The sequence below is a fragment of the Phyllobacterium phragmitis genome (assembly GCF_002980495.1).
Taxonomy (GTDB): domain Bacteria; phylum Pseudomonadota; class Alphaproteobacteria; order Rhizobiales; family Rhizobiaceae; genus Paramesorhizobium; species Paramesorhizobium phragmitis.
Genome location: NZ_PVBR01000025.1, coordinates 55,994 through 72,919, shown reverse-complemented (window position 1 = coordinate 72,919; position 16,926 = coordinate 55,994). Strand labels below are relative to the sequence as shown.

The 16,926-nt window shown below is 60.3% G+C and carries 18 protein-coding genes and 2 pseudogenes; 6 read left to right on the top strand and 14 right to left on the bottom strand.

Annotated elements, in window-relative coordinates; genetic code table 11:
* Window positions 1–104 (top strand): annotated as a pseudogene (locus C5748_RS23670) (IS5/IS1182 family transposase); the annotation flags it as partial.
* A 28-nt stretch (window positions 105–132) separates the two neighbouring features.
* Here C5748_RS23670 and C5748_RS23665 read toward each other — a convergent pair.
* The 4 genes and pseudogenes from C5748_RS23665 to C5748_RS29575 all read right to left on the bottom strand — a co-directional run bounded on the left by C5748_RS23665 (window position 133) and on the right by C5748_RS29575 (window position 3,437).
* Window positions 133–1,173 (bottom strand): LLM class flavin-dependent oxidoreductase, encoded by a 1,041-nt coding sequence (locus C5748_RS23665; protein ID WP_105744941.1) that lies wholly within the window; start codon window positions 1,171–1,173, stop codon window positions 133–135.
* Between the two features lie 459 nt (window positions 1,174–1,632).
* A pseudogene (locus C5748_RS23660) lies at window positions 1,633–1,791 on the bottom strand (NAD(P)-dependent oxidoreductase); the annotation flags it as partial.
* A 122-nt stretch (window positions 1,792–1,913) separates the two neighbouring features.
* Complete coding sequence (gene bspC / locus C5748_RS23655) at window positions 1,914–2,336, bottom strand: type IV secretion system effector BspC (RefSeq protein ID WP_105744940.1); 423 nt, start codon at window positions 2,334–2,336, stop codon at window positions 1,914–1,916.
* A gap of 90 nt (window positions 2,337–2,426) precedes the next feature.
* Window positions 2,427–3,437, bottom strand: coding sequence for an extensin-like domain-containing protein (locus C5748_RS29575; RefSeq protein ID WP_425350295.1), 1,011 nt, complete (start codon window positions 3,435–3,437; stop codon window positions 2,427–2,429).
* Between the two features lie 324 nt (window positions 3,438–3,761).
* Here C5748_RS29575 and rpsD point away from each other — a divergent pair, with 324 nt between their 5' ends.
* From rpsD to C5748_RS23630, 4 genes are all read left to right on the top strand, one after another.
* Window positions 3,762–4,379, top strand: coding sequence for a 30S ribosomal protein S4 (gene rpsD / locus C5748_RS23645; protein ID WP_105744938.1), 618 nt, complete (start codon window positions 3,762–3,764; stop codon window positions 4,377–4,379).
* Window positions 4,380–4,473: 94 nt separating this feature from the next.
* Window positions 4,474–5,403 carry a glutaminase gene (locus C5748_RS23640; RefSeq protein WP_105744936.1) on the top strand — a complete coding sequence of 310 codons (930 nt, stop codon included), beginning with the start codon at window positions 4,474–4,476 and terminating at the stop codon, window positions 5,401–5,403.
* Window positions 5,404–5,452: 49 nt separating this feature from the next.
* Complete coding sequence (gene ttcA, locus C5748_RS23635; RefSeq protein WP_105744934.1) at window positions 5,453–6,334, top strand: tRNA 2-thiocytidine(32) synthetase TtcA; 882 nt, start codon at window positions 5,453–5,455, stop codon at window positions 6,332–6,334.
* Window positions 6,324–7,151, top strand: coding sequence for an inositol monophosphatase family protein (locus C5748_RS23630; protein ID WP_105744932.1), 828 nt, complete (start codon window positions 6,324–6,326; stop codon window positions 7,149–7,151). Before ttcA ends, C5748_RS23630 begins: the two co-directional genes overlap by 11 nt.
* Window positions 7,152–7,198: 47 nt before the next feature.
* On the opposite strand, the gene C5748_RS23625 is transcribed toward C5748_RS23630, so the two are convergent.
* From C5748_RS23625 to C5748_RS23600, 6 genes are all read right to left on the bottom strand, one after another.
* Window positions 7,199–8,473 (bottom strand): multidrug effflux MFS transporter, encoded by a 1,275-nt coding sequence (locus tag C5748_RS23625; protein WP_105744930.1) that lies wholly within the window; start codon window positions 8,471–8,473, stop codon window positions 7,199–7,201.
* Window positions 8,474–8,668: 195 nt separating this feature from the next.
* The gene (gene grxD / locus C5748_RS23620; RefSeq protein ID WP_105744929.1) at window positions 8,669–9,001 is read right to left on the bottom strand and encodes a Grx4 family monothiol glutaredoxin; all 333 of its coding nucleotides are present in this window, start codon (window positions 8,999–9,001) and stop codon (window positions 8,669–8,671) included.
* Window positions 9,002–9,261: 260 nt separating this feature from the next.
* The gene (locus tag C5748_RS23615; RefSeq protein ID WP_105744927.1) at window positions 9,262–9,495 is read right to left on the bottom strand and encodes a BolA/IbaG family iron-sulfur metabolism protein; all 234 of its coding nucleotides are present in this window, start codon (window positions 9,493–9,495) and stop codon (window positions 9,262–9,264) included.
* Window positions 9,496–9,653: 158 nt separating this feature from the next.
* Window positions 9,654–10,493 carry a hypothetical protein gene (locus C5748_RS23610; protein WP_105744925.1) on the bottom strand — a complete coding sequence of 280 codons (840 nt, stop codon included), beginning with the start codon at window positions 10,491–10,493 and terminating at the stop codon, window positions 9,654–9,656.
* A 98-nt stretch (window positions 10,494–10,591) separates the two neighbouring features.
* On the bottom strand, window positions 10,592–12,814 hold the full coding sequence (gene purL / locus C5748_RS23605) for a phosphoribosylformylglycinamidine synthase subunit PurL (protein ID WP_105744923.1): 2,223 nt from the start codon (window positions 12,812–12,814) through the stop codon (window positions 10,592–10,594).
* A gap of 273 nt (window positions 12,815–13,087) precedes the next feature.
* Complete coding sequence (locus C5748_RS23600; RefSeq protein ID WP_105744921.1) at window positions 13,088–14,503, bottom strand: aminotransferase-like domain-containing protein; 1,416 nt, start codon at window positions 14,501–14,503, stop codon at window positions 13,088–13,090.
* A 40-nt stretch (window positions 14,504–14,543) separates the two neighbouring features.
* On the opposite strand from C5748_RS23600, the gene C5748_RS23595 reads away from it, so the two are divergent.
* Window positions 14,544–14,858, top strand: a complete 315-nt coding sequence (locus C5748_RS23595; protein ID WP_105744919.1) for a DUF1127 domain-containing protein — start codon at window positions 14,544–14,546, stop codon at window positions 14,856–14,858.
* Window positions 14,859–14,892: 34 nt separating this feature from the next.
* Here C5748_RS23595 and C5748_RS23590 read toward each other — a convergent pair whose 3' ends face one another.
* The 4 genes from C5748_RS23590 to C5748_RS23575 are packed head-to-tail and all read right to left on the bottom strand — an operon-like array spanning window position 14,893 to window position 16,916.
* Window positions 14,893–15,309 (bottom strand): hypothetical protein, encoded by a 417-nt coding sequence (locus C5748_RS23590; RefSeq protein ID WP_105744917.1) that lies wholly within the window; start codon window positions 15,307–15,309, stop codon window positions 14,893–14,895.
* Window positions 15,310–15,356: 47 nt separating this feature from the next.
* Window positions 15,357–16,010, bottom strand: a complete 654-nt coding sequence (locus C5748_RS23585) for a glutathione S-transferase family protein (protein ID WP_105744915.1) — start codon at window positions 16,008–16,010, stop codon at window positions 15,357–15,359.
* Between the two features lie 37 nt (window positions 16,011–16,047).
* Complete coding sequence (gene purQ / locus C5748_RS23580; RefSeq protein WP_105744913.1) at window positions 16,048–16,716, bottom strand: phosphoribosylformylglycinamidine synthase subunit PurQ; 669 nt, start codon at window positions 16,714–16,716, stop codon at window positions 16,048–16,050.
* The gene (locus C5748_RS23575) at window positions 16,713–16,916 is read right to left on the bottom strand and encodes a hypothetical protein (protein WP_105744911.1); all 204 of its coding nucleotides are present in this window, start codon (window positions 16,914–16,916) and stop codon (window positions 16,713–16,715) included. The genes purQ and C5748_RS23575 overlap by 4 nt, the downstream gene beginning before the upstream one ends.
* Window positions 16,917–16,926: the final 10 nt, after the last annotated feature.

Below are 16,926 nucleotides of genomic sequence, written 5' to 3'. Positions count from 1 at the left end.
ACAAGCTCAAACAGTTCCGACGCGTCGCAACTCGATACGACAAGCTCCTCTCCAATTTCATGGGGTTCGTCAAACTCGCCGCAATCGCCATCTGGCTCAAATAGTTAAATCGTCACTACGACCTAATATCTTCTACGGCCCCTTCCTCAATGTTTTCCGCACCTCCGGCGCGACGCGGGTGCCGAAAAGCTCGATGGTCTTCATCATCTTGTCGTGCGGCAGATTGCCGAGGCCTGATTGCATCAGGAAGCGGTCGTGCCTGAAATAGGAGTGCTCAGCTAAGATCTTGTCGATGACTTCCTGCGGGCTGCCGGTGAGAAGCGAGCCGCGCGGTCCGCGCATGGCGTCGAACTGGGCGCGGGTGGTCGGCGGCCAACCGCGCTCGCGACCGATCTGGCTCATGACATAGGCATAGGGCGGGAAGAAATCGTCGGCTGCGGTTTGCGAATCCTCTGCGACATAGCCAATCGAGTTGATACCGACGCGCAGGCTTTCCGGCGCGTGACCGGCTTTTGCTCCCGCCTCGCGGTAGAGATCGACGAGCGGCGCGAAGCGCTCGGGGTCACCGCCGATGATGGCGATGGCAAGCGGCAGGCCGAGCATGCCGGCGCGCACCACGGATTGCGGCGTGCCGCCGACGGCGATCCATACCGGCAGCGGATCCTGCAGCGGACGTGGGTAGACGCCGCGATTGTCGATGGGCGCGCGCAATTCGCCCGACCAGGTGACGCGCTCGCTCTTTCGCAAGGCGAGAAGCAGATCGAGCTTTTCGGCGAAGAGCTTGTCGTAATCATCGAGATCATAGCCGAACAGCGGATAGGATTCGATGAAGGAACCGCGCCCGGCCATGATCTCGGCCCGGCCGTTGGAGATGAGATCAAGCGTCGAAAAGCTCTGGAAGACGCGGATCGGATCGTCGGAGCTCAGCACCGTCACCGCGCTGGTGAGGCGGATATTTTTGGTGCGGGCGGCGGCGGCGGCGAGCACCACGGCGGGGGCGGAGACGGCATATTCGGGACGGTGATGCTCGCCCACGCCGAAGACATCGAGCCCAACCTGGTCGGCGAGTTCGATTTCCTCAATGAGGTTACGCAGCCGCTCAGTCGGCGTGACCGGCCGTCCGGTCTTCGGGTCCGGCCCCATATCCGCGAATGTGTAGATGCCGAGTTCCATGAAGTCTGAGCCTTTCGGTAAAAAATGATCCGGCTCGCAAATAAGGTGCGCCCCTTCCGTTGTTAAGGACGCACCTTTTCGTGTTCAAGTCACCCGGAGGAAACCGCTGCCAAGCGCCCTCGTCCTTCGAGGCTCCGCTTCGCTCCGCACTTCAGGATGAGGGCTACTGCAATGCCGCCCGTCACCTCAAGATGCGAGCGGAGCGAGCCTCGAACCACGAGGGTGGGGTGGGGCGTTGTTCAGGTATGAAATGCGCTAGAGGCTGTCATGGTTTGATTGAAACATTGGCAGGACAATGCTCCCTGTCCTGCCGTCATTCTCGGGCTTGTCCCGAGAATCTGCCATAAGTAAAAAGAGAAGCAAATACGGCCCTGGCCGAACAGCCACGGTAGATTCTCGGGACAAGCCCGAGAATGACGACGAGGGACAAGCTATTTCAGGCTAGCCCTAACAGGTACTCTAATAAGCAGCGGTGAAGCGCTTGCGGATGTGCTTGCCCTGTTCGGCCTCGTCGAGAATGGCCACGGCCAGATCGGCTGATGAAATCCTGCTCTCGCCCTTGTCGTCGACAACCGGCTGTTCGCCGCCGAGACGATATTTTCCGGTGCGCTCGCCCGGCGTGCGGCGCATGCGGTTTTCGATGCGGCGAATGAATAAGGGCTGTTACGGTTGGTCCAGAAGAAGCACATCGACCATACGCTCATCGGTTCTTCTGGATCCCGCCCTCATCCCTCGCGGGGTCAGTCGGCTGCGCTCTTGATCTCGATCGCCTGCAATTTGCCCCCGGTGATGCCGCAGCGAAGTGTGATGTCGACCCAGTTCGTGGAATCGCTGCGTGGGCGGGCTTGGCCCTGTACGGCAATGACGGCTGAAACCTTCGAGGGATTCCTGGCGCTGAACTTGCCCGATTTCTGATTGACCTTCACTTTGCGAATGTCGTTCTCGGTAAAGCCGAGGCGATCGTACTTCCTGCTCTTCTTAACGAGGTCATAGCCCGTCGCTATGCAGTCGGCCGTCTGCGGCGAGGCGTGCTGATCCTTTACCAGCGTTTCGTAATTGCCCCTGAAGTCCCGCGATTTCTTCGGCGGCGTTTCCGCCTGGACGGAGATGGCTGTAATGAGTGAGGCGAATACTGCTGTCGTCAATGCTTTCATGAATTTCATTGTTCTGTTTCCTCGTATTGAGAGCCCGAGAGCCGATAGAATACTACGCGGCTGGTTAATCTATTTTCATGTTCACGAAAATCCTTTCGTCTACTGGCAGATGCGCGACGTGCAATTGTCGCCGTGGCAGCCCTGGTCGAGATGAAGATTGGTCTTGTGCGCGGCGTCGCCATCGGGGCCGATGACGGTCATGAACATGTCGCAGCTCGTCTTGTGAACGGCGCGCCAGAATTCCTTCTCCTCGGGCGTTCCGTTCCAGCCGGTTGCCAGTTCGGTCGTCCGGCCGTTTTTGAAACGGAAGGACATGATGTCGAGCGCGTTGGCGAAGGCGTGTTCAGATATACGGCCGGAGGACCCGCCATTGACCAAGCGGCACTGATAATCCGAACCGGTCGCAATCGTCTCGATCTCGGCGCCGAAGGATTTCAGCGCTGCTGTGCGCACTTCTTTGGCCCATTGTGCGAGCGTGACCGCCATTGCGCAGTTGGTCGTGATGGGGCCCGCGAAGGCCAGGGGATTTTCCTTGCCGATGGTGGTGAGTTGCAGCGGCGATCTTTCTCCGCACATCTGATCCGATAAGGGCGCGATAAGCTTGCCCCGGACCTCGCCATTCATCAGCGCGGGGCAGGCGGTCTGGTAGACACGCGTATCCTTCATGTCGGCCGGCTTTTCATCATGCGGTGCTGCCTCGTCGGGTTTGGCGGGCGGCGTTGGCGGATTGGATGGCTTTTCCGGTGGCGCTTCGGGCGCTGGTTCATTTTGCTTCGGTTCGGGCTGCTTCTTTTCCGGTTGTGCGTTTTCTTCCGATCCGGGCCTTGGCTGCGGGACCGGAACGTCGTCCGGTATCGCCGTCGTTTTGGCGGTGGCGGAGGTCCTGCGGGCGCGTTGGCTCTGCTTCTTCTGCGCCGTTCGTCTGGTTCTTGCGGTTTTCTTCCCCGTGGGCTTCGACTTGAAGATTTCCAGAATGTTTTCAGCCTTCGCCTGGCTCGATATGACGGAAATATCCGAGGCGGGTGAGATGAAAAAGCATATCGCTGTGGCGAGGAATGCACGTAGGGCATTGCGCAACAGCCGTTGGGGTCGCTGGAAGAAAACGTTCACGGGCAGTCTTTCTCCTGTTTCACGTTTCCTATATTGCCATGTCGGGGCCTGGCATCGCGTCACGCTTGATGACAAAGCGTATCAAATCGGCGGATGTCTGGCGCCTGTAACAGGCTTGCAGCTTGACATATGATCGGGCTCTGTCTAGAAGCCAGCCAGCGCAGGGCTTTTCGGTCCTGCGTTTCAATTGACGTGTCCCGTGGATGGTTGCCGCAAAGCGTGCGCGCATCATCCTGTCAGTCCTCGAAAACGGAGGGCAGAGGAGGGCGCGTTTCCTTGGATCGAAGTGCGAGCTTCGATCTTCGACGTTTGAAGGGAAATGCGATGAGCAAGCGCGAATCCGCAAAATACAAAATCGACCGCCGTCTCGGCGAAAATATCTGGGGCCGTCCGAAATCCCCGGTCAACCGCCGCGAATATGGCCCGGGCCAGCACGGCCAGCGCCGCAAGGGCAAGCTTTCCGATTTCGGCGTGCAGCTGCGCGCCAAGCAGAAGCTCAAGGGCTATTACGGCGACATTTCGGAAAAGCAGTTCCACAAGGTTTATGAGGAAGCTTCCCGCCGAAAGGGCGACACGGGCGAGCACCTGATCGGCATTCTGGAGACGCGTCTCGACGCCGTCGTCTACCGCGCCAAGTTCGTTCCGACGATCTTCGCCGCGCGCCAGTTCGTCAATCACGGCCATATCAATGTCAACGGCCACCGTGTCAACATCCAGTCGTACCGCGTCAAGCCGGGCGATGTGATCGAGGTGCGCGAGAAGTCGAAGCAGCTCGCTCTGGTGCTCGAAGCAGCCCAGCTCGCCGAGCGCGACGTGCCTGAGTATATCGAGGTCGATCACAACAAGATGACCGCCAAATACACCCGAATCCCGGCCTTCTCCGACGTGCCCTATCCGGTTCAGATGGAACCGAGCCTGGTCGTCGAATTTTATTCGCGCTAAGGTTTTCGGCAGTCTAGAAATAAAGCCGCCCTGGTCATTCGGGGCGGCTTTTTTGTATCCGGGGGTGGAACCCGGGAAAGCGGTGGAGGGGCGGATGAACGAGCTTCAGGAACTGGTCGAGGGCGTCTATCGCGATCTGAAAAACCATATCGGGGAGGGCAAGGTCGCCGACTACATTCCGGAACTGGCCAAGGTCGATCCGCGGCAGCTGGGCATTGCGGTGGCGACGTTGGATGGCGGGTTGCACGTTGCCGGCGATGCGGACACGGCTTTTTCCATCCAGAGTATTTCCAAGGTTTTCACGCTGACGCTGGGACTGGGCAAGGTCGGCGACACGCTTTGGACCCGCGTCGGGCGCGAGCCTTCGGGTTCGGCGTTCAATTCCATCGTGCAGCTCGAATATGAGAAGGGCCGGCCGCGCAACCCGTTCATCAATGCGGGCGCCATCGCCGTGGCGGATTTGATCCTGGCCGGACACCAGCCGCGCGAGGTGATCGGCGAGATCGTGCATTTCGCGCGTTTCCTTGCCGGTGACGACAGCATCGTGATCGACCATGAGGTGGCGAAATCGGAAGCCGAGACGGGCTACCGCAACATCGCGCTGGCCAATTTCATGCGTTCCTTCGGCAGGCTCGACCATCCGGTGGAGCACGTCCTCGGCGTCTATTTCCACCATTGCGCGCTGGCCATGTCGTGCAGCCAGCTTGCCCGGGCCGGGCTCTATCTCGCAGCCGGCGGAAACGACCCGGTGCTGGGGAGCCGCGTCGTTTCGCGGGAGCGGGCGCGACGCATCAATTCGCTGATGCTGATGTGCGGCCATTATGACGGTTCGGGCGATTTCGCCTATCGTGTCGGCCTGCCGGGCAAGAGTGGCGTCGGCGGCGGCATTCTGGCTGTGGCGCCCGGCAAGGCGTCGATCGCGGTCTGGTCGCCGGGTCTCAACGAGTATGGCAATTCGCAGGTCGGCGCCGCGGCGCTCGAACTTCTGGCGCAGCGGACGGGATGGTCGATTTTCGGCTCCTGAACACGCCTTACCATTTTGCTTTTGTCCTGCCCGCGGGATAAGAAAAGCCATGACCGTTCACGACCCCGATTTTCCGTCTGACCTTGATGCCGATGGCTGCCATCCGCTGTTTCGCGACGTGCCGTCGTCGGTCGCCTTCAACAAGCTGCGCAAGCGCCTCCTGCGCCAGACGCGGCAGGCGATCGAGGATTTCGCCATGGTCAAATCCGGGGCCAAACCCGGCGAGCGCTGGCTGGTCGGCCTGTCGGGCGGCAAGGATTCCTACGGGCTTCTGGCGCTGCTGCTCGATCTGAAATGGCGCGGACTGCTTCCCGTCGATCTCATCGCCTGCAATCTCGATCAGGGGCAGCCGAATTTTCCCAAGCACGTGCTGCCGGAATTCCTGACGCGATACGGAATCCCGCACCGCATCGAATACAGGGACACCTATTCGGTCGTGACCGAAAAGGTGCCTGAGAACCAGACCTATTGTTCGCTCTGTTCGCGTCTGCGGCGCGGCAATCTTTATCGCGTGGCGCGCGAGGAGGGGTGTTCGGCGCTGGTGCTCGGCCATCACCGCGAGGATATTCTGGAAACCTTCTTCATGAATTTCTTCCATGGCGGAAGGCTTGCGGCGATGCCGCCGAAACTCGTCAATGACGAGGGCGATCTGATGTTGCTGCGCCCGCTTGCCTATGCGGCGGAAGAGGATCTGGAGAAGTTCGCAGCCGCCATGCGCTTTCCGATCATTCCCTGCGATCTGTGCGGCAGCCAGGACGGGCTGCAGCGCAATGCGATGAAGGCGATGCTCGCCGACATCGAAAAGCGCATGCCGGGACGCAAGGAAACGATGATCCGGGCGCTGGCCCATGTGCGGCCGAGCCACCTTCTCGATCGGCAATTGTTCGATTTTGCCGGACTGCAATTTTCAGGGGGAACCAATGATGTTTGATGAAAAGAGTGTCGACTGGCTGGCCGATCTTCTGGCGGAGACGGCAAAGGCCGAGATCATGCCGCGCTTCCGGCGGCTCGGGAAAGGCGATATCAGGCAGAAGACGTCTGCCTCCGATCTCGTCACCGAGGCTGACGTGAACGCCGAACGCGTCATCACCCAGGCGTTGCGCGAGCGCTACAGGCAAGCGCTGGTGATCGGCGAGGAGGCGTGCAGCGACAATCCGAGGCTTCTCGACGGGCTTGGCGATGCACGGCTCGCCTTTGTCATCGATCCCGTCGACGGCACGTATAATTTTGCCTCCGATGTTCCGCTGTTCGGTGTGATGCTCTCCGTCGTGGTGAACGGCGAGACCGTCGCCGGCATCATTCATGATCCCGTCGGCCAGGATTGGCTCATCGGCATGCGCGGCGCGGGGAGCCATATTCGCAGGTCCGACAATTCGCTTGAAAAGGTGAAGGTGGCCGATCCGGTTGCGGTATCGCAGATGACCGGAGGGATTTCATGGCCATATCTGCCCGAGCCCGAGCGTACGCGCCTGGCGCGCAACCATGCCAAATGCCTGGCGCAGATCGGCTATCGCTGTGCGGCGCATGAATATCGGGTGATCGCCAGCGGATATGCGCATTTCGCCGTCTATGGCAAGCTGATGCCATGGGATCATCTGGCGGGGGTGCTCATCCATACCGAAGCCGGCGGCCATGCCGCGCGTTTCGACGGCAGCGCCTATCTGCCCTCGCATGTCGGCGGCGGGCTCATGATCGCGCCTGACAAGGCGAGCTGGAGGGAATTGCGCGAGGCGCTCTGGGCGGAATAACCCTAGCCGATATCGGATATCCGATAGTGGATTAATACAATCGTAACTCACTCCACGTCGATGACACGCGGCGCCGGCGCATTTTGTGGCTGGAACAGTTTTCCGCGTTCGGCGAAGAGCACGCAGATGAGAGCGATGACGCCGAGCACGAAATAGCCCGCCGCGATGGGCGTGGTGGTGCCGTTGAAGGACTGCCCGATGATCGTGCCGATCGTCGCGCCGATCAGCGTCTGGGTGAAACCCAGCACCGATGATGCCGTGCCCGCGACATTGCCGAGCGGCTCCATGGCGAGCGAATTGAAATTCGCGCCGATCGAGCCGAAGCAGAACATGACGGCGGCGAACATCACGAGGAAGAGCGGGAAGGGGATAGCTTCGTTGCCCTGCATCGACAGGACCAGCCAGATCATGCTGACGATGATGAAGATCAGCAGCATGGTATGCGAGATGCGGCGCATGCCATAGCGGCCGACAAGACGCGAATTGAGGAAAGACGACAGCGCCATGGTCGCGGCGACCGCGGCAAAGGCGAGCGGGAACAATTCGTCGAGCCCGTAGATATCGACATAGATCTGCTGGGCGGAATTGATGAAACTGAAGAGCGCGCCTAGCATGAAGGACGTCGCGAGCGTGTAACAGAGCGCTGCACGGTTGCCGAGCACGATGCCGAAGCCCCTGGCCACCGATCCCGCGGTGAAAGCCCGGCGATTATCAGGGGCAAGCGTCTCGGGGAGGCGGAAGAACGACCACAATGTGATGGCAAGCGCCCCTACAGCCATGAAGGCGAAGATCATGTGCCATTCGCCGAAAAGCATGATGAGCTGGCCGGTGGCGGGCGCGATCACCGGAATGATCATGAACACCATCATGACGAGCGACATGACCTCGGCCATCTGCCGCCCGTCGAATGTATCGCGTACGATGGAGATGGCGATGACGCGCGTGGCGGCAGCGCCGACGCCTTGCAGCACGCGGAAGCCGAGAAGCATCGCGAAGCTCGGGGAGAGTGCGGCGCCAATGGCGGAGACGACATAGATCGCAAGGCCGATCAGCAGGGGCGCACGCCGGCCGAAGCGGTCGCTGATCGGGCCATAGGCAAGCTGCGAAAAGCCGAAGCCGAAGAGATAGGCCGAAATGACATATTGCCTGTGGTTTTCGTCCGTGACGCCGAGGCTGGCGCCGATCTCCTGCAATCCGGGCAACATGATATCGATGGCGAGCGCATTGATCGCCATCAATGCCGCGACCAACGCGATGAACTCGATACGTCCGAGCTGCGTCTTGGGCTGCTGGAGTTTCGTCGTCTGCAATTCCGTCGTCATGGTCCGCTTATCGTCTAATAAATGAAGTCCGGGGAAGCAGGAGCTGCTTTTCCCGAGACTTGCATGAAAATATGGAATGAGGGCGGCTCCTGGCTTCTACAAAGAAACCGCCCCCGTGAAACAACGCGAAAGGCGTCGGAGTGCCGACGCCTTTAGAAACTTCCGAAACACCTGGAAGTTGCCGGAATATTCCGATCAGGCTGCCTTGGTGGCGATGCCCTTGCCGGAGAACAACGCCTGGAGCTCACCCGCCTGGAACATTTCGCGGATGATGTCGCAGCCGCCGACGAACTCGCCCTTCACGTAAAGCTGAGGGATGGTCGGCCAGTTGGAATATTCCTTGATGCCCTGGCGCAGTTCGTCGGAGGAAAGAACGTTGACGCCTTTGTAATCGACGCCGACATAATCGAGGATCTGCACGACCTGGCCGGAAAAGCCGCATTGCGGAAATCCGGGCGTGCCCTTCATGAAGACGACGACGTCGTTGCTCTTCACTTCATTGGCGATGAATTCACTGATGCCGCTCATTTCGGATCCTTTCCATCCCGCCGGTATCGGTTCCTATCCAATCCCGGCGAACTACTACGCAAATCCGGACGGAAATCTTTTCCCGCTTCTTCTGGACCTGCTGTGATTTTGATTTCACTCGTAAAAAGCACGCAATCGAGATCGAAGCAAGTCACGCATGATTGAAAATGGCGGTTTCGCCGGATCGTTTGCGCTTCTTCTATCGATTTGCAACCCGTTTGCGTCCGATTTCTTCTTTCTATCAGTCTTCTATTCGTTGTTTATTCTGGCGCACTCGTCTGCAGCGCCAGCGCATGAAGCACACCGCCCATATTGCCCTTCAGCGCGTCATAGACCATTTGATGCTGCTGAACGCGGGACTTTCCGCGAAAGCTCTCTGCGACGACTTCGGCTGCATAATGATCGCCATCGCCGGCGAGGTCGCGGATCGTCACCTTCGCGTCCGGAATTGCATCCTCGATCATTTTCTGGATGTCGTGTGCGTCCATCGCCATTTGCAGTCTCCCTGTTCAGGCGGCTGCCGCATCTCCCGGCGCGAATATCCGAGTCGAGAGATGCCAACCTTTCTCCCATGATATGGAGACAATGCCGGGCAGCGTCAATCGCGGTCTGGCGATTTCCCGTGCACTCGACCCCTCACCGCTGCCTTGGTTCAGGCGTCTTCTATGAGCCGCAGCTTGCGCATCAGCTTGCGGGAAAAGACTTCGTTCCCCCAGTCGCGTGTGCTCGACTTCCCCCTTTGCTTGCGCTGATCTCCCTTGAGATGATCCATGTATTGGCCAAGCGGAGAATGAATGAAGGGGTGGCGCGAAACCGCTTCTGCGGAAATGCTGACCGCATCGATCAGCCCGGCGGCGCTGGCTGTGCTGCGTACGACGTCGAAAACAAACGAATCATGCCACTCGTTGAGTGTGTAGATTTCACCCGAACTGTACATGTTCTGCATGATCTCAAAGAATTTTCCGGCATTCGGGCGGCTCATGTCGAACCGCATGAAACCGCACTCGCTGTGGGTGAACCGGCGGCCCAGATAGAGGACGAAGCCGGTGCCGAGGTCCGTGATGAAGTCGGGAGCGATCGGCTTCAGCGTTACCGTATCCGCATCGAGCCAGACCATGTAGCGGGCTTCGGTTCGTTTTGCATGTTGGCAATAGGCGTAGACCTTGTTGGCGAATTTGACGCCATCGAACTTGAAGTCGTACTTAGCTTGCAGCCGCGCGGCAACATTCTTGCGCATATGCGCGTCGACATAGCCTCTCTGCCAGGACTCGGTATTCTCCTCCTTGAACCTGACGAGTTCCGGGCAGCTTGCATGAAGATCGAAGCATTCGAGCCGGCCCGGTATTGCGGGTATCGAGAAATCTTCGGCATAGACGGTCAGGGTGGCGTTTTGCGGCCAATGGGCGAGAAAGCTCTCGATCATGCGCGCGCCATATTTCTCATAGCCGCCACGATGCATCGTCGTGACGACGTTCACTCCTGCGCCTTGCATGATTGGTCTGCCTTCCGAATGGAATCCAAGAGGGGCGGACCTTGTGAGACGCAATTGCGGCATTTTTCCCCCGGAACCGAATTCGGGAGAAAAACGGGTCAGTTGCCGGCGGCAAGCTCACCCGTCATATAGGCGGGGAACCAGCCTTCATGGGCCTTCGTCAGTTCGTCAACGGCAACATCGAGGACGCCTTCAACGACCAGCGATGTGCCGCCGACGGTTCCAAGCGTGCGGAAGGGAACGCCGGCGCCTTCGGCATTCAGCGTGAGAAGCCTTGCCATCTCCGGCTCGGCCGCGACGAGATAACGGGCCTGGTCCTCGCCGAACAGAAGCGCATGCCTGGCGCCTTCGCCGATATCGACCGTCGCGCCCTTGCCCGATTTGATGCACATCTCGGCAAGTGCGACGGCAAGGCCGCCATCGGAAAGATCGTGACAGGCGGTCATCTGGCCGTTGCGGATGCCTGAGCGGACGAAATCACCGTTGCGCTTTTCTATTGCAAGATCGACCGGCGGCGGCGGGCCGTCGGCACGCTCCAGCAGGTCGCGCAGATAGATAGACTGGCCAAGATGGGCGCCGTCGCCGCCAAGCAGCACGAGCACGTCGCCGTCCTGCATGCCGCCGATCTTCGCCGTCATGCTCCAATCGGGGATGAGGCCAACGCCGGCGATCGTCGGCGTCGGCAGGATGGCTTCGCCATTGGTCTCGTTATAAAGCGAGACATTGCCCGAGACGATGGGGAAGGAGAGCGAGCGGCAGGCATCGCCGATGCCCTGAATGGCCATGACCATCTGGCCCATGATTTCCGGCTTTTCCGGATTGCCGAAATTGAGGTTGTCGGTGGCCGCAAGCGGCTCCGCGCCAACGGCCGTCAGGTTGCGCCAGCATTCGGCGACGGCCTGCTTGCCACCTTCGTAAGGGTCGGCCTCGCAATAGCGCGGTGTGACATCGGAGGAGAAGGCGAGCGCCTTGGTTTCATGACCCTCGACACGGACGACGCCGGCGTCGCCGCCGGGGATCTGCAGCGAATTGCCCTGGATCAGCGTGTCATACTGCTCGTAGACCCAGCGGCGCGACGAGAGATCGGGCGAGCCGATGAGCTGCAGAAGGGCCGCGCCATAATCCTCGACTTCCGTAACGTTTTCGGCGGGCAGCGGCGCATGGCGGCCGGGTTCCATCCAGGGGCGGTCATATTCCGGCGCTTCGTCACCCAGATCCTTGATTGGCAGATTGGCGACTTCCTCGCCTTGATGCAGGACACGGAAGCGCAGATCGTCCGTCGTGTGGCCGACGATGGCGAAGTCCAGGCCCCATTTGCGGAAGATCGCCGCGGCTTCCACTTCCTTTTCAGGACGCAGCACCATCAGCATGCGCTCCTGGCTTTCGGAAAGCATCATTTCATAAGCCGTCATGCGCTCTTCGCGCACCGGCACCTTGTCGAGGTGGAGTTCGATGCCGAGGTCGCCCTTGGCGCCCATCTCGACCGCCGAACAGGTGAGCCCGGCCGCGCCCATGTCCTGAATGGCGATGACCGCGCCAGACGCCATCAGTTCGAGACTGGCTTCGAGCAGGCATTTTTCGGTGAAGGGATCGCCGACCTGCACGGTCGGGCGCTTTTCCTCTATTGCATCGTCGAATTCTGCCGAGGCCATCGTCGCGCCGCCGACGCCATCGCGACCGGTCTTGGCGCCGAGATAGACAACGGGCAGGCCGACGCCCTTGGCTTGCGACAAGAATATCGCGTCGGTTTTGGCAAGACCGGCGGCAAAGGCGTTGACCAGGATGTTGCCATTGTAGCGCTTGTCGAAATTGACCTCACCGCCGACGGTCGGCACGCCGAAGGCGTTGCCGTATCCGCCGACGCCCGCGACGACGCCCGACACCAGATGCCGGGTCTTGGGATGATCCGGCGCGCCGAAGCGCAACGCGTTCATCGCCGCGATCGGGCGCGCGCCCATGGTGAAGACATCGCGCAGGATGCCGCCGACGCCCGTCGCCGCGCCCTGATAGGGCTCGATATAGGAGGGGTGGTTGTGGCTTTCCATCTTGAAGACGACGCAGTCGCCATCGCCGATATCGACCACGCCGGCGTTCTCGCCCGGGCCCTGAATGACCTGCGGTCCGGTGGTGGGCAGCGTGCGCAGCCATTTCTTGGAACTTTTATAGGAGCAATGCTCGTTCCACATGGCCGAGAAGATGCCAAGCTCGGTGAAGCTCGGCTCGCGTCCGATCAGATCGAGAACGCGCTGGTATTCGTCCGGCTTCAGGCCGTGGGCTGCGATCAGGTCAGGCGTGATGGCGATGTCGTTGCGAATGGTCATTGCGTCCGGTTTCTTTTGTTACGGGAGCGGCCCGAAAAGCGGATGGATTGTTCAACGGGGCTATAGAGCAGTTCCGCTTTTGATGGAAGACGGAAACCATGGTGCGCCCTTCACCCTCGTGGTTCGAGGCTCGCTTCGCTCACACCTCACCATGAGGGTGAAGGGTCGGCAACGCTGCCACTAGCCCTCATCCTGAGGTGCGACCCTGAGCTTGTCGAAGGGGAGCCTCGAAGGACGAGGGCGCTTGGCGCCGATACCAGCAAAACAGGAAAATTACTCCATCCCGTCAAACCCCGCCCCGGCATTGTCGAGAAGCTGGCGCAGGATTGTGAAGCCGTGGCGGACATCAGCTTGCGTCTTGAGGAGCGAGAAAGCCGCACGGACGCAATGGCAGACGCGGTCGGCCTGCCCGACCTTGAAGGCATCGGCCTCGACGATGGCCACGCCCGCCTCGAGTGCTGCGTTCTTGAAGGTTCCCGGCAGCCAGGGGTCGGGCAATGTGAGCCATATATAGGGACTGCGGGGGTGGCTTGCAAAGCGATGTCCCGCCAGTATTTCGCGGGCGATTTCCCCTCTCAGCCGGATTTCGCGTAGAACGGCGGCCTTGAGCCGTGCCGCTTCGCCGCTAAGGACGAGCCGCGCGGTCACCTCGGTCATGGCATAGGGCAGGCCGCCGGTCATGAGCTTCTTGGCGTTGGTGATCTGGTTGGCGAAACCGGGCGGCCCGGAGAGCCAGCCCGCACGCAATCCCGCGCTCAGCAATTTCGAGACGCCTGAGACGTGAAAGGTTCGCTCGGGCGCGATATGGGCGAAAGGCGGCGGCGCGTCGTCCAGCGCCTCGCCGTAAATATTGTCCTCGATGATCCAGACATTGTAGCGATGGGCGATCTCCGCGATCCGGCGGCGGTTCTCCTCCGGCATGATGGTGATCGTCGGATTGTTCAGCGTGGGGATGACGACCAGCACCTTCGGGTGATCGCGCGCGCATACGCGCTCGAAATCGTCGGGGTCGAGCCCTTCCTCGTCGCCGCGCACCTTGATGGCGCGCCGGCCGATGAGGGCCGCGCCGCGCGCCAGAGCGCTGTAGGTCAGATCCTCGAAGGCGATCTTGTCTCCCGGCGCGGTTATCGCCGCGACGACATTCTCGACGCCGCTCAGCGCACCGGTCGTCGGTATGATCGTATCAAGGGCAGGGCGCCAGCCGCCGGTGGCGAGCCATGCCGCGCCGGCCTCGCGCCATTCATCGGATATGGTGCGCGTATAGTCGTTGGCGCGGTGCGGTTCGTCGATGAAGACCTGCGCCAGCATCGGCCCGATGATTTGGGACTGGCCGACATTGACGCCCGCGGTCGAATCCATGCGCAGCGCTTGGGCCAGGGCAGGCGAAGCTTCGACCCGCGCGCCCCTGAAATCGCTGCCTTGCAGCGCGATCGATTGCTGCTCCGCGCGCGCCAGCACGTAAGTGCCGCGGCCGACCTCGCCGGCGATCAGGCCGCGTTCAGTGGCGAGGGCATAGGCCCGGCTGATTGTCCCTATTGTCACCTTCAGACCATAGGCCAATTCACGCTGCGGCGGCAGGCGCGCGCCGGGCTTCAGGATGCCGGCATCAATGTCCCGGTCCATCGCATCGGCGATCGCAATGTATTTCGGTGCTTTAAAGCCCGTGATATCGGGTATCCAATTTGTCATGGTGACAATAATTAGCTTGAAACAGGAATTGAGTCAATGAATGGTGACAATCAGGCGGTTTGAGGCAGATTGGAGTGAAATGATGGATACAATGAGGGCAATTGTTCCCCAAATGAGGGCGAAATATCTGTCGTTAGAGCAGCCTACAGATGGTCATGGACAGGCAAGACCGAAGACGCTCCGTCAATATCTCGCCTGGATTTTACAGGGTTTCAAAGTGCAGCGCACCCGCAGGGCATTGCGTAGTCTGACGGATGACGAGTTGCGCGATATCGGGCTGAGACCGGATGAGGCGGCACGGGAAGCCAAACGCCCGATCTGGGACCGCGACTCGCATTTCAACCGGTGGGGTTGAACAATCCGACGAGGCTCCGCGGTTGCGAGCGCGGTCAGCCTGCGCTGCCGCAGCCGCTGCCGCCCGCCGACCAGCGGCGGATATCGGATGCGATGCGGTTGCCGCTCGACTGGTGCATCAGCGGCCCGAAGGCTTCGACCTTGGCCGGGTTTCCCTCCGCCTGGACGACGAGCAGCGGGCGGTCGCCTGGATTTTTAGCCGGCACCACCAGAATGCGCGGACGGCCGGAAAAGGAGTTCAATTCCGGCGCCAGCCGATAGGGGCGGAATGTGGCGTCCCTGGATTTGAACCAGCATGAATTGGCGGCAAGCGCCACGCGTTCCATGGTGGCAAGTGCGGCATTCCCGCTCGATAGAGCCAAAGAGCCGGGGCCCGGCTCGTTCCCGGATTGACAGGCAGCAAGTGTCGAAAGCGTTGCAGCCGCTGCAACCACGAGAAGGGCTCTTTTCATGCGTGGAACTCCGCAAGGTGGGAGAGAAGAGGGGATGTTTTAAATTATCAAACGAGATCCGGCTGAAACGCCTTCAGCCCGTCGCCCATTTCGTCCCATACGCGTGAGAGTGCGGGATGCTGAACGGCATTATGGGCGCAGGCATCGAATTTCGGGTAGGGATCGAGCAGGTCGTGCAGGCCGGTCATCTTGCGCAGCGGATTGAAGATGAAGCGGATCGGCGTCAGCCAGGCGTCGGCAAAACTCATCTCTCTGCCGAGCGCGAACGGGCCGTGCGACAGCCTTTCCTCGACGATGGAAAGGCCCTGCCGGAGTTTGCCCAATTCGGCGGCGATGACCGCATCATCGCGCTCTTTCATGCTGTGAAGGATGAAAAGTTGCGTCGAAGGCGCCAATATGTCGAGCTCGGCGATCCGGGCGACGATGCGCACCCGCGCCCGGTCCTTCGGATCGGCGGGCAGGAGAGGTGTCTCAGGGAAATGCTCTTCCAGATATTCCGCAATGACCGACGCCTCGAAGAGCGTCTCGCCCGATCCGGTGATCAGCACCGGAATGCGCTTCGTCGGCGAGATTGCACGGAACTCTTCGGGGATGGGCATGCCCGGCGGCGGGGCGATGAGCTTTACGGGCAAATCCTTGGCGTAGATGATGCCGCGGATGATGGAGGAATAGGGAGAAAGCGGCCGCGAATAAAGTTTCAAGGCTGCTGCCCTCCGTTGATTTCCATGTGTTTTCCGCTCAAGCGGCGATGCCCAGCACGCCTGTGAAGAGCGCGCGCCCGTCATTGCCGCCATGCGCTGTTTCAATCAGGTTTTCAGGATGCGGCATCATGCCGAGCACATTGCCGCTCGCGCTGACGATGCCTGCGATATCGTTGAGCGAACCGTTCGGATTGGTGCCCTCGGCGTAGCGGAAGGCAACCTGGCCTTCGCCCTCGATACGCTTCAGCGTTTCCTCATCGGCAAAGAAATTGCCGTCATGATGGGCGACGGGGCAGCGGATGATCTCACCTGGCGCATAGCCACGCGTGAATGCGGTGTTGGCGTTGCTCACTTCGAGCTTCACTTCACGGCAGACGAATTTCAGCGACGCATTGCGCATCAGCGCGCCGGGCAGGAGGCCGGCTTCGAGTAATATCTGAAAGCCGTTGCAGACGCCCATGATCATAACGCCTTTTTCCGCCTTCTCGCGAACCGCCTGCATGACCGGCATGCGGGCCGCAATGGCGCCGCAACGTAAGTAGTCGCCATAGGAGAAGCCGCCGGGAATGACGATGAGATCGACATCGGGAATTTCCGTGTCGGTCTGCCAGACGGTTTCAGGCGCGTTGCCGGAAATCTTGGTAAGTGCCGCGATCATGTCGCGGTCGCGGTTGAGGCCGGGGAGAAGGACGACAGCTGATTTCATGGGTGCGGTTCAAACCTTGCTTTGCTTTTGGCTGACAGGGATTTTTTCTGCTTCTCGATATGTTCGCGGCCTTCAGCCAACTGCCTGTTGGTTTCTTTCGCTGTAGCTACCAGATCATGCACGGAATGCACGAGAGAATCCATCCGACGATCGAGTTCGAGCAGTTCTTGCAAAAGCCATTCCCGATCGACCCCGGCCATGCATTTTCTC

What these genes read in the sequence shown, in the direction of transcription:
- purL (WP_105744923.1), bottom strand. Translation starts at nt 12,814, where the DNA reads ATGACCATTCGCAACGACATCGCCATCACGCCTGACCTGATCGCAGCC.
- C5748_RS23615 (WP_105744927.1), bottom strand. Translation starts at nt 9,495, where the DNA reads ATGGCGATGGACGCACACGACATCCAGAAAATGATCGAGGATGCAATT.
- C5748_RS23630 (WP_105744932.1), top strand. Translation starts at nt 6,324, where the DNA reads ATGATGTTTGATGAAAAGAGTGTCGACTGGCTGGCCGATCTTCTGGCG.
- C5748_RS23665 (WP_105744941.1), bottom strand. Translation starts at nt 1,173, where the DNA reads ATGGAACTCGGCATCTACACATTCGCGGATATGGGGCCGGACCCGAAG.
- bspC (WP_105744940.1), bottom strand. Translation starts at nt 2,336, where the DNA reads ATGAAATTCATGAAAGCATTGACGACAGCAGTATTCGCCTCACTCATT.
- rpsD (WP_105744938.1), top strand. Translation starts at nt 3,762, where the DNA reads ATGAGCAAGCGCGAATCCGCAAAATACAAAATCGACCGCCGTCTCGGC.
- grxD (WP_105744929.1), bottom strand. Translation starts at nt 9,001, where the DNA reads ATGAGCGGCATCAGTGAATTCATCGCCAATGAAGTGAAGAGCAACGAC.
- C5748_RS23610 (WP_105744925.1), bottom strand. Translation starts at nt 10,493, where the DNA reads ATGCAAGGCGCAGGAGTGAACGTCGTCACGACGATGCATCGTGGCGGC.
- C5748_RS23590 (WP_105744917.1), bottom strand. Translation starts at nt 15,309, where the DNA reads ATGAAAAGAGCCCTTCTCGTGGTTGCAGCGGCTGCAACGCTTTCGACA.
- purQ (WP_105744913.1), bottom strand. Translation starts at nt 16,716, where the DNA reads ATGAAATCAGCTGTCGTCCTTCTCCCCGGCCTCAACCGCGACCGCGAC.
- C5748_RS23640 (WP_105744936.1), top strand. Translation starts at nt 4,474, where the DNA reads ATGAACGAGCTTCAGGAACTGGTCGAGGGCGTCTATCGCGATCTGAAA.
- ttcA (WP_105744934.1), top strand. Translation starts at nt 5,453, where the DNA reads ATGACCGTTCACGACCCCGATTTTCCGTCTGACCTTGATGCCGATGGC.
- C5748_RS23600 (WP_105744921.1), bottom strand. Translation starts at nt 14,503, where the DNA reads ATGACAAATTGGATACCCGATATCACGGGCTTTAAAGCACCGAAATAC.
- C5748_RS23625 (WP_105744930.1), bottom strand. Translation starts at nt 8,473, where the DNA reads ATGACGACGGAATTGCAGACGACGAAACTCCAGCAGCCCAAGACGCAG.
- C5748_RS23575 (WP_105744911.1), bottom strand. Translation starts at nt 16,916, where the DNA reads ATGGCCGGGGTCGATCGGGAATGGCTTTTGCAAGAACTGCTCGAACTC.
- C5748_RS23595 (WP_105744919.1), top strand. Translation starts at nt 14,544, where the DNA reads ATGGTGACAATCAGGCGGTTTGAGGCAGATTGGAGTGAAATGATGGAT.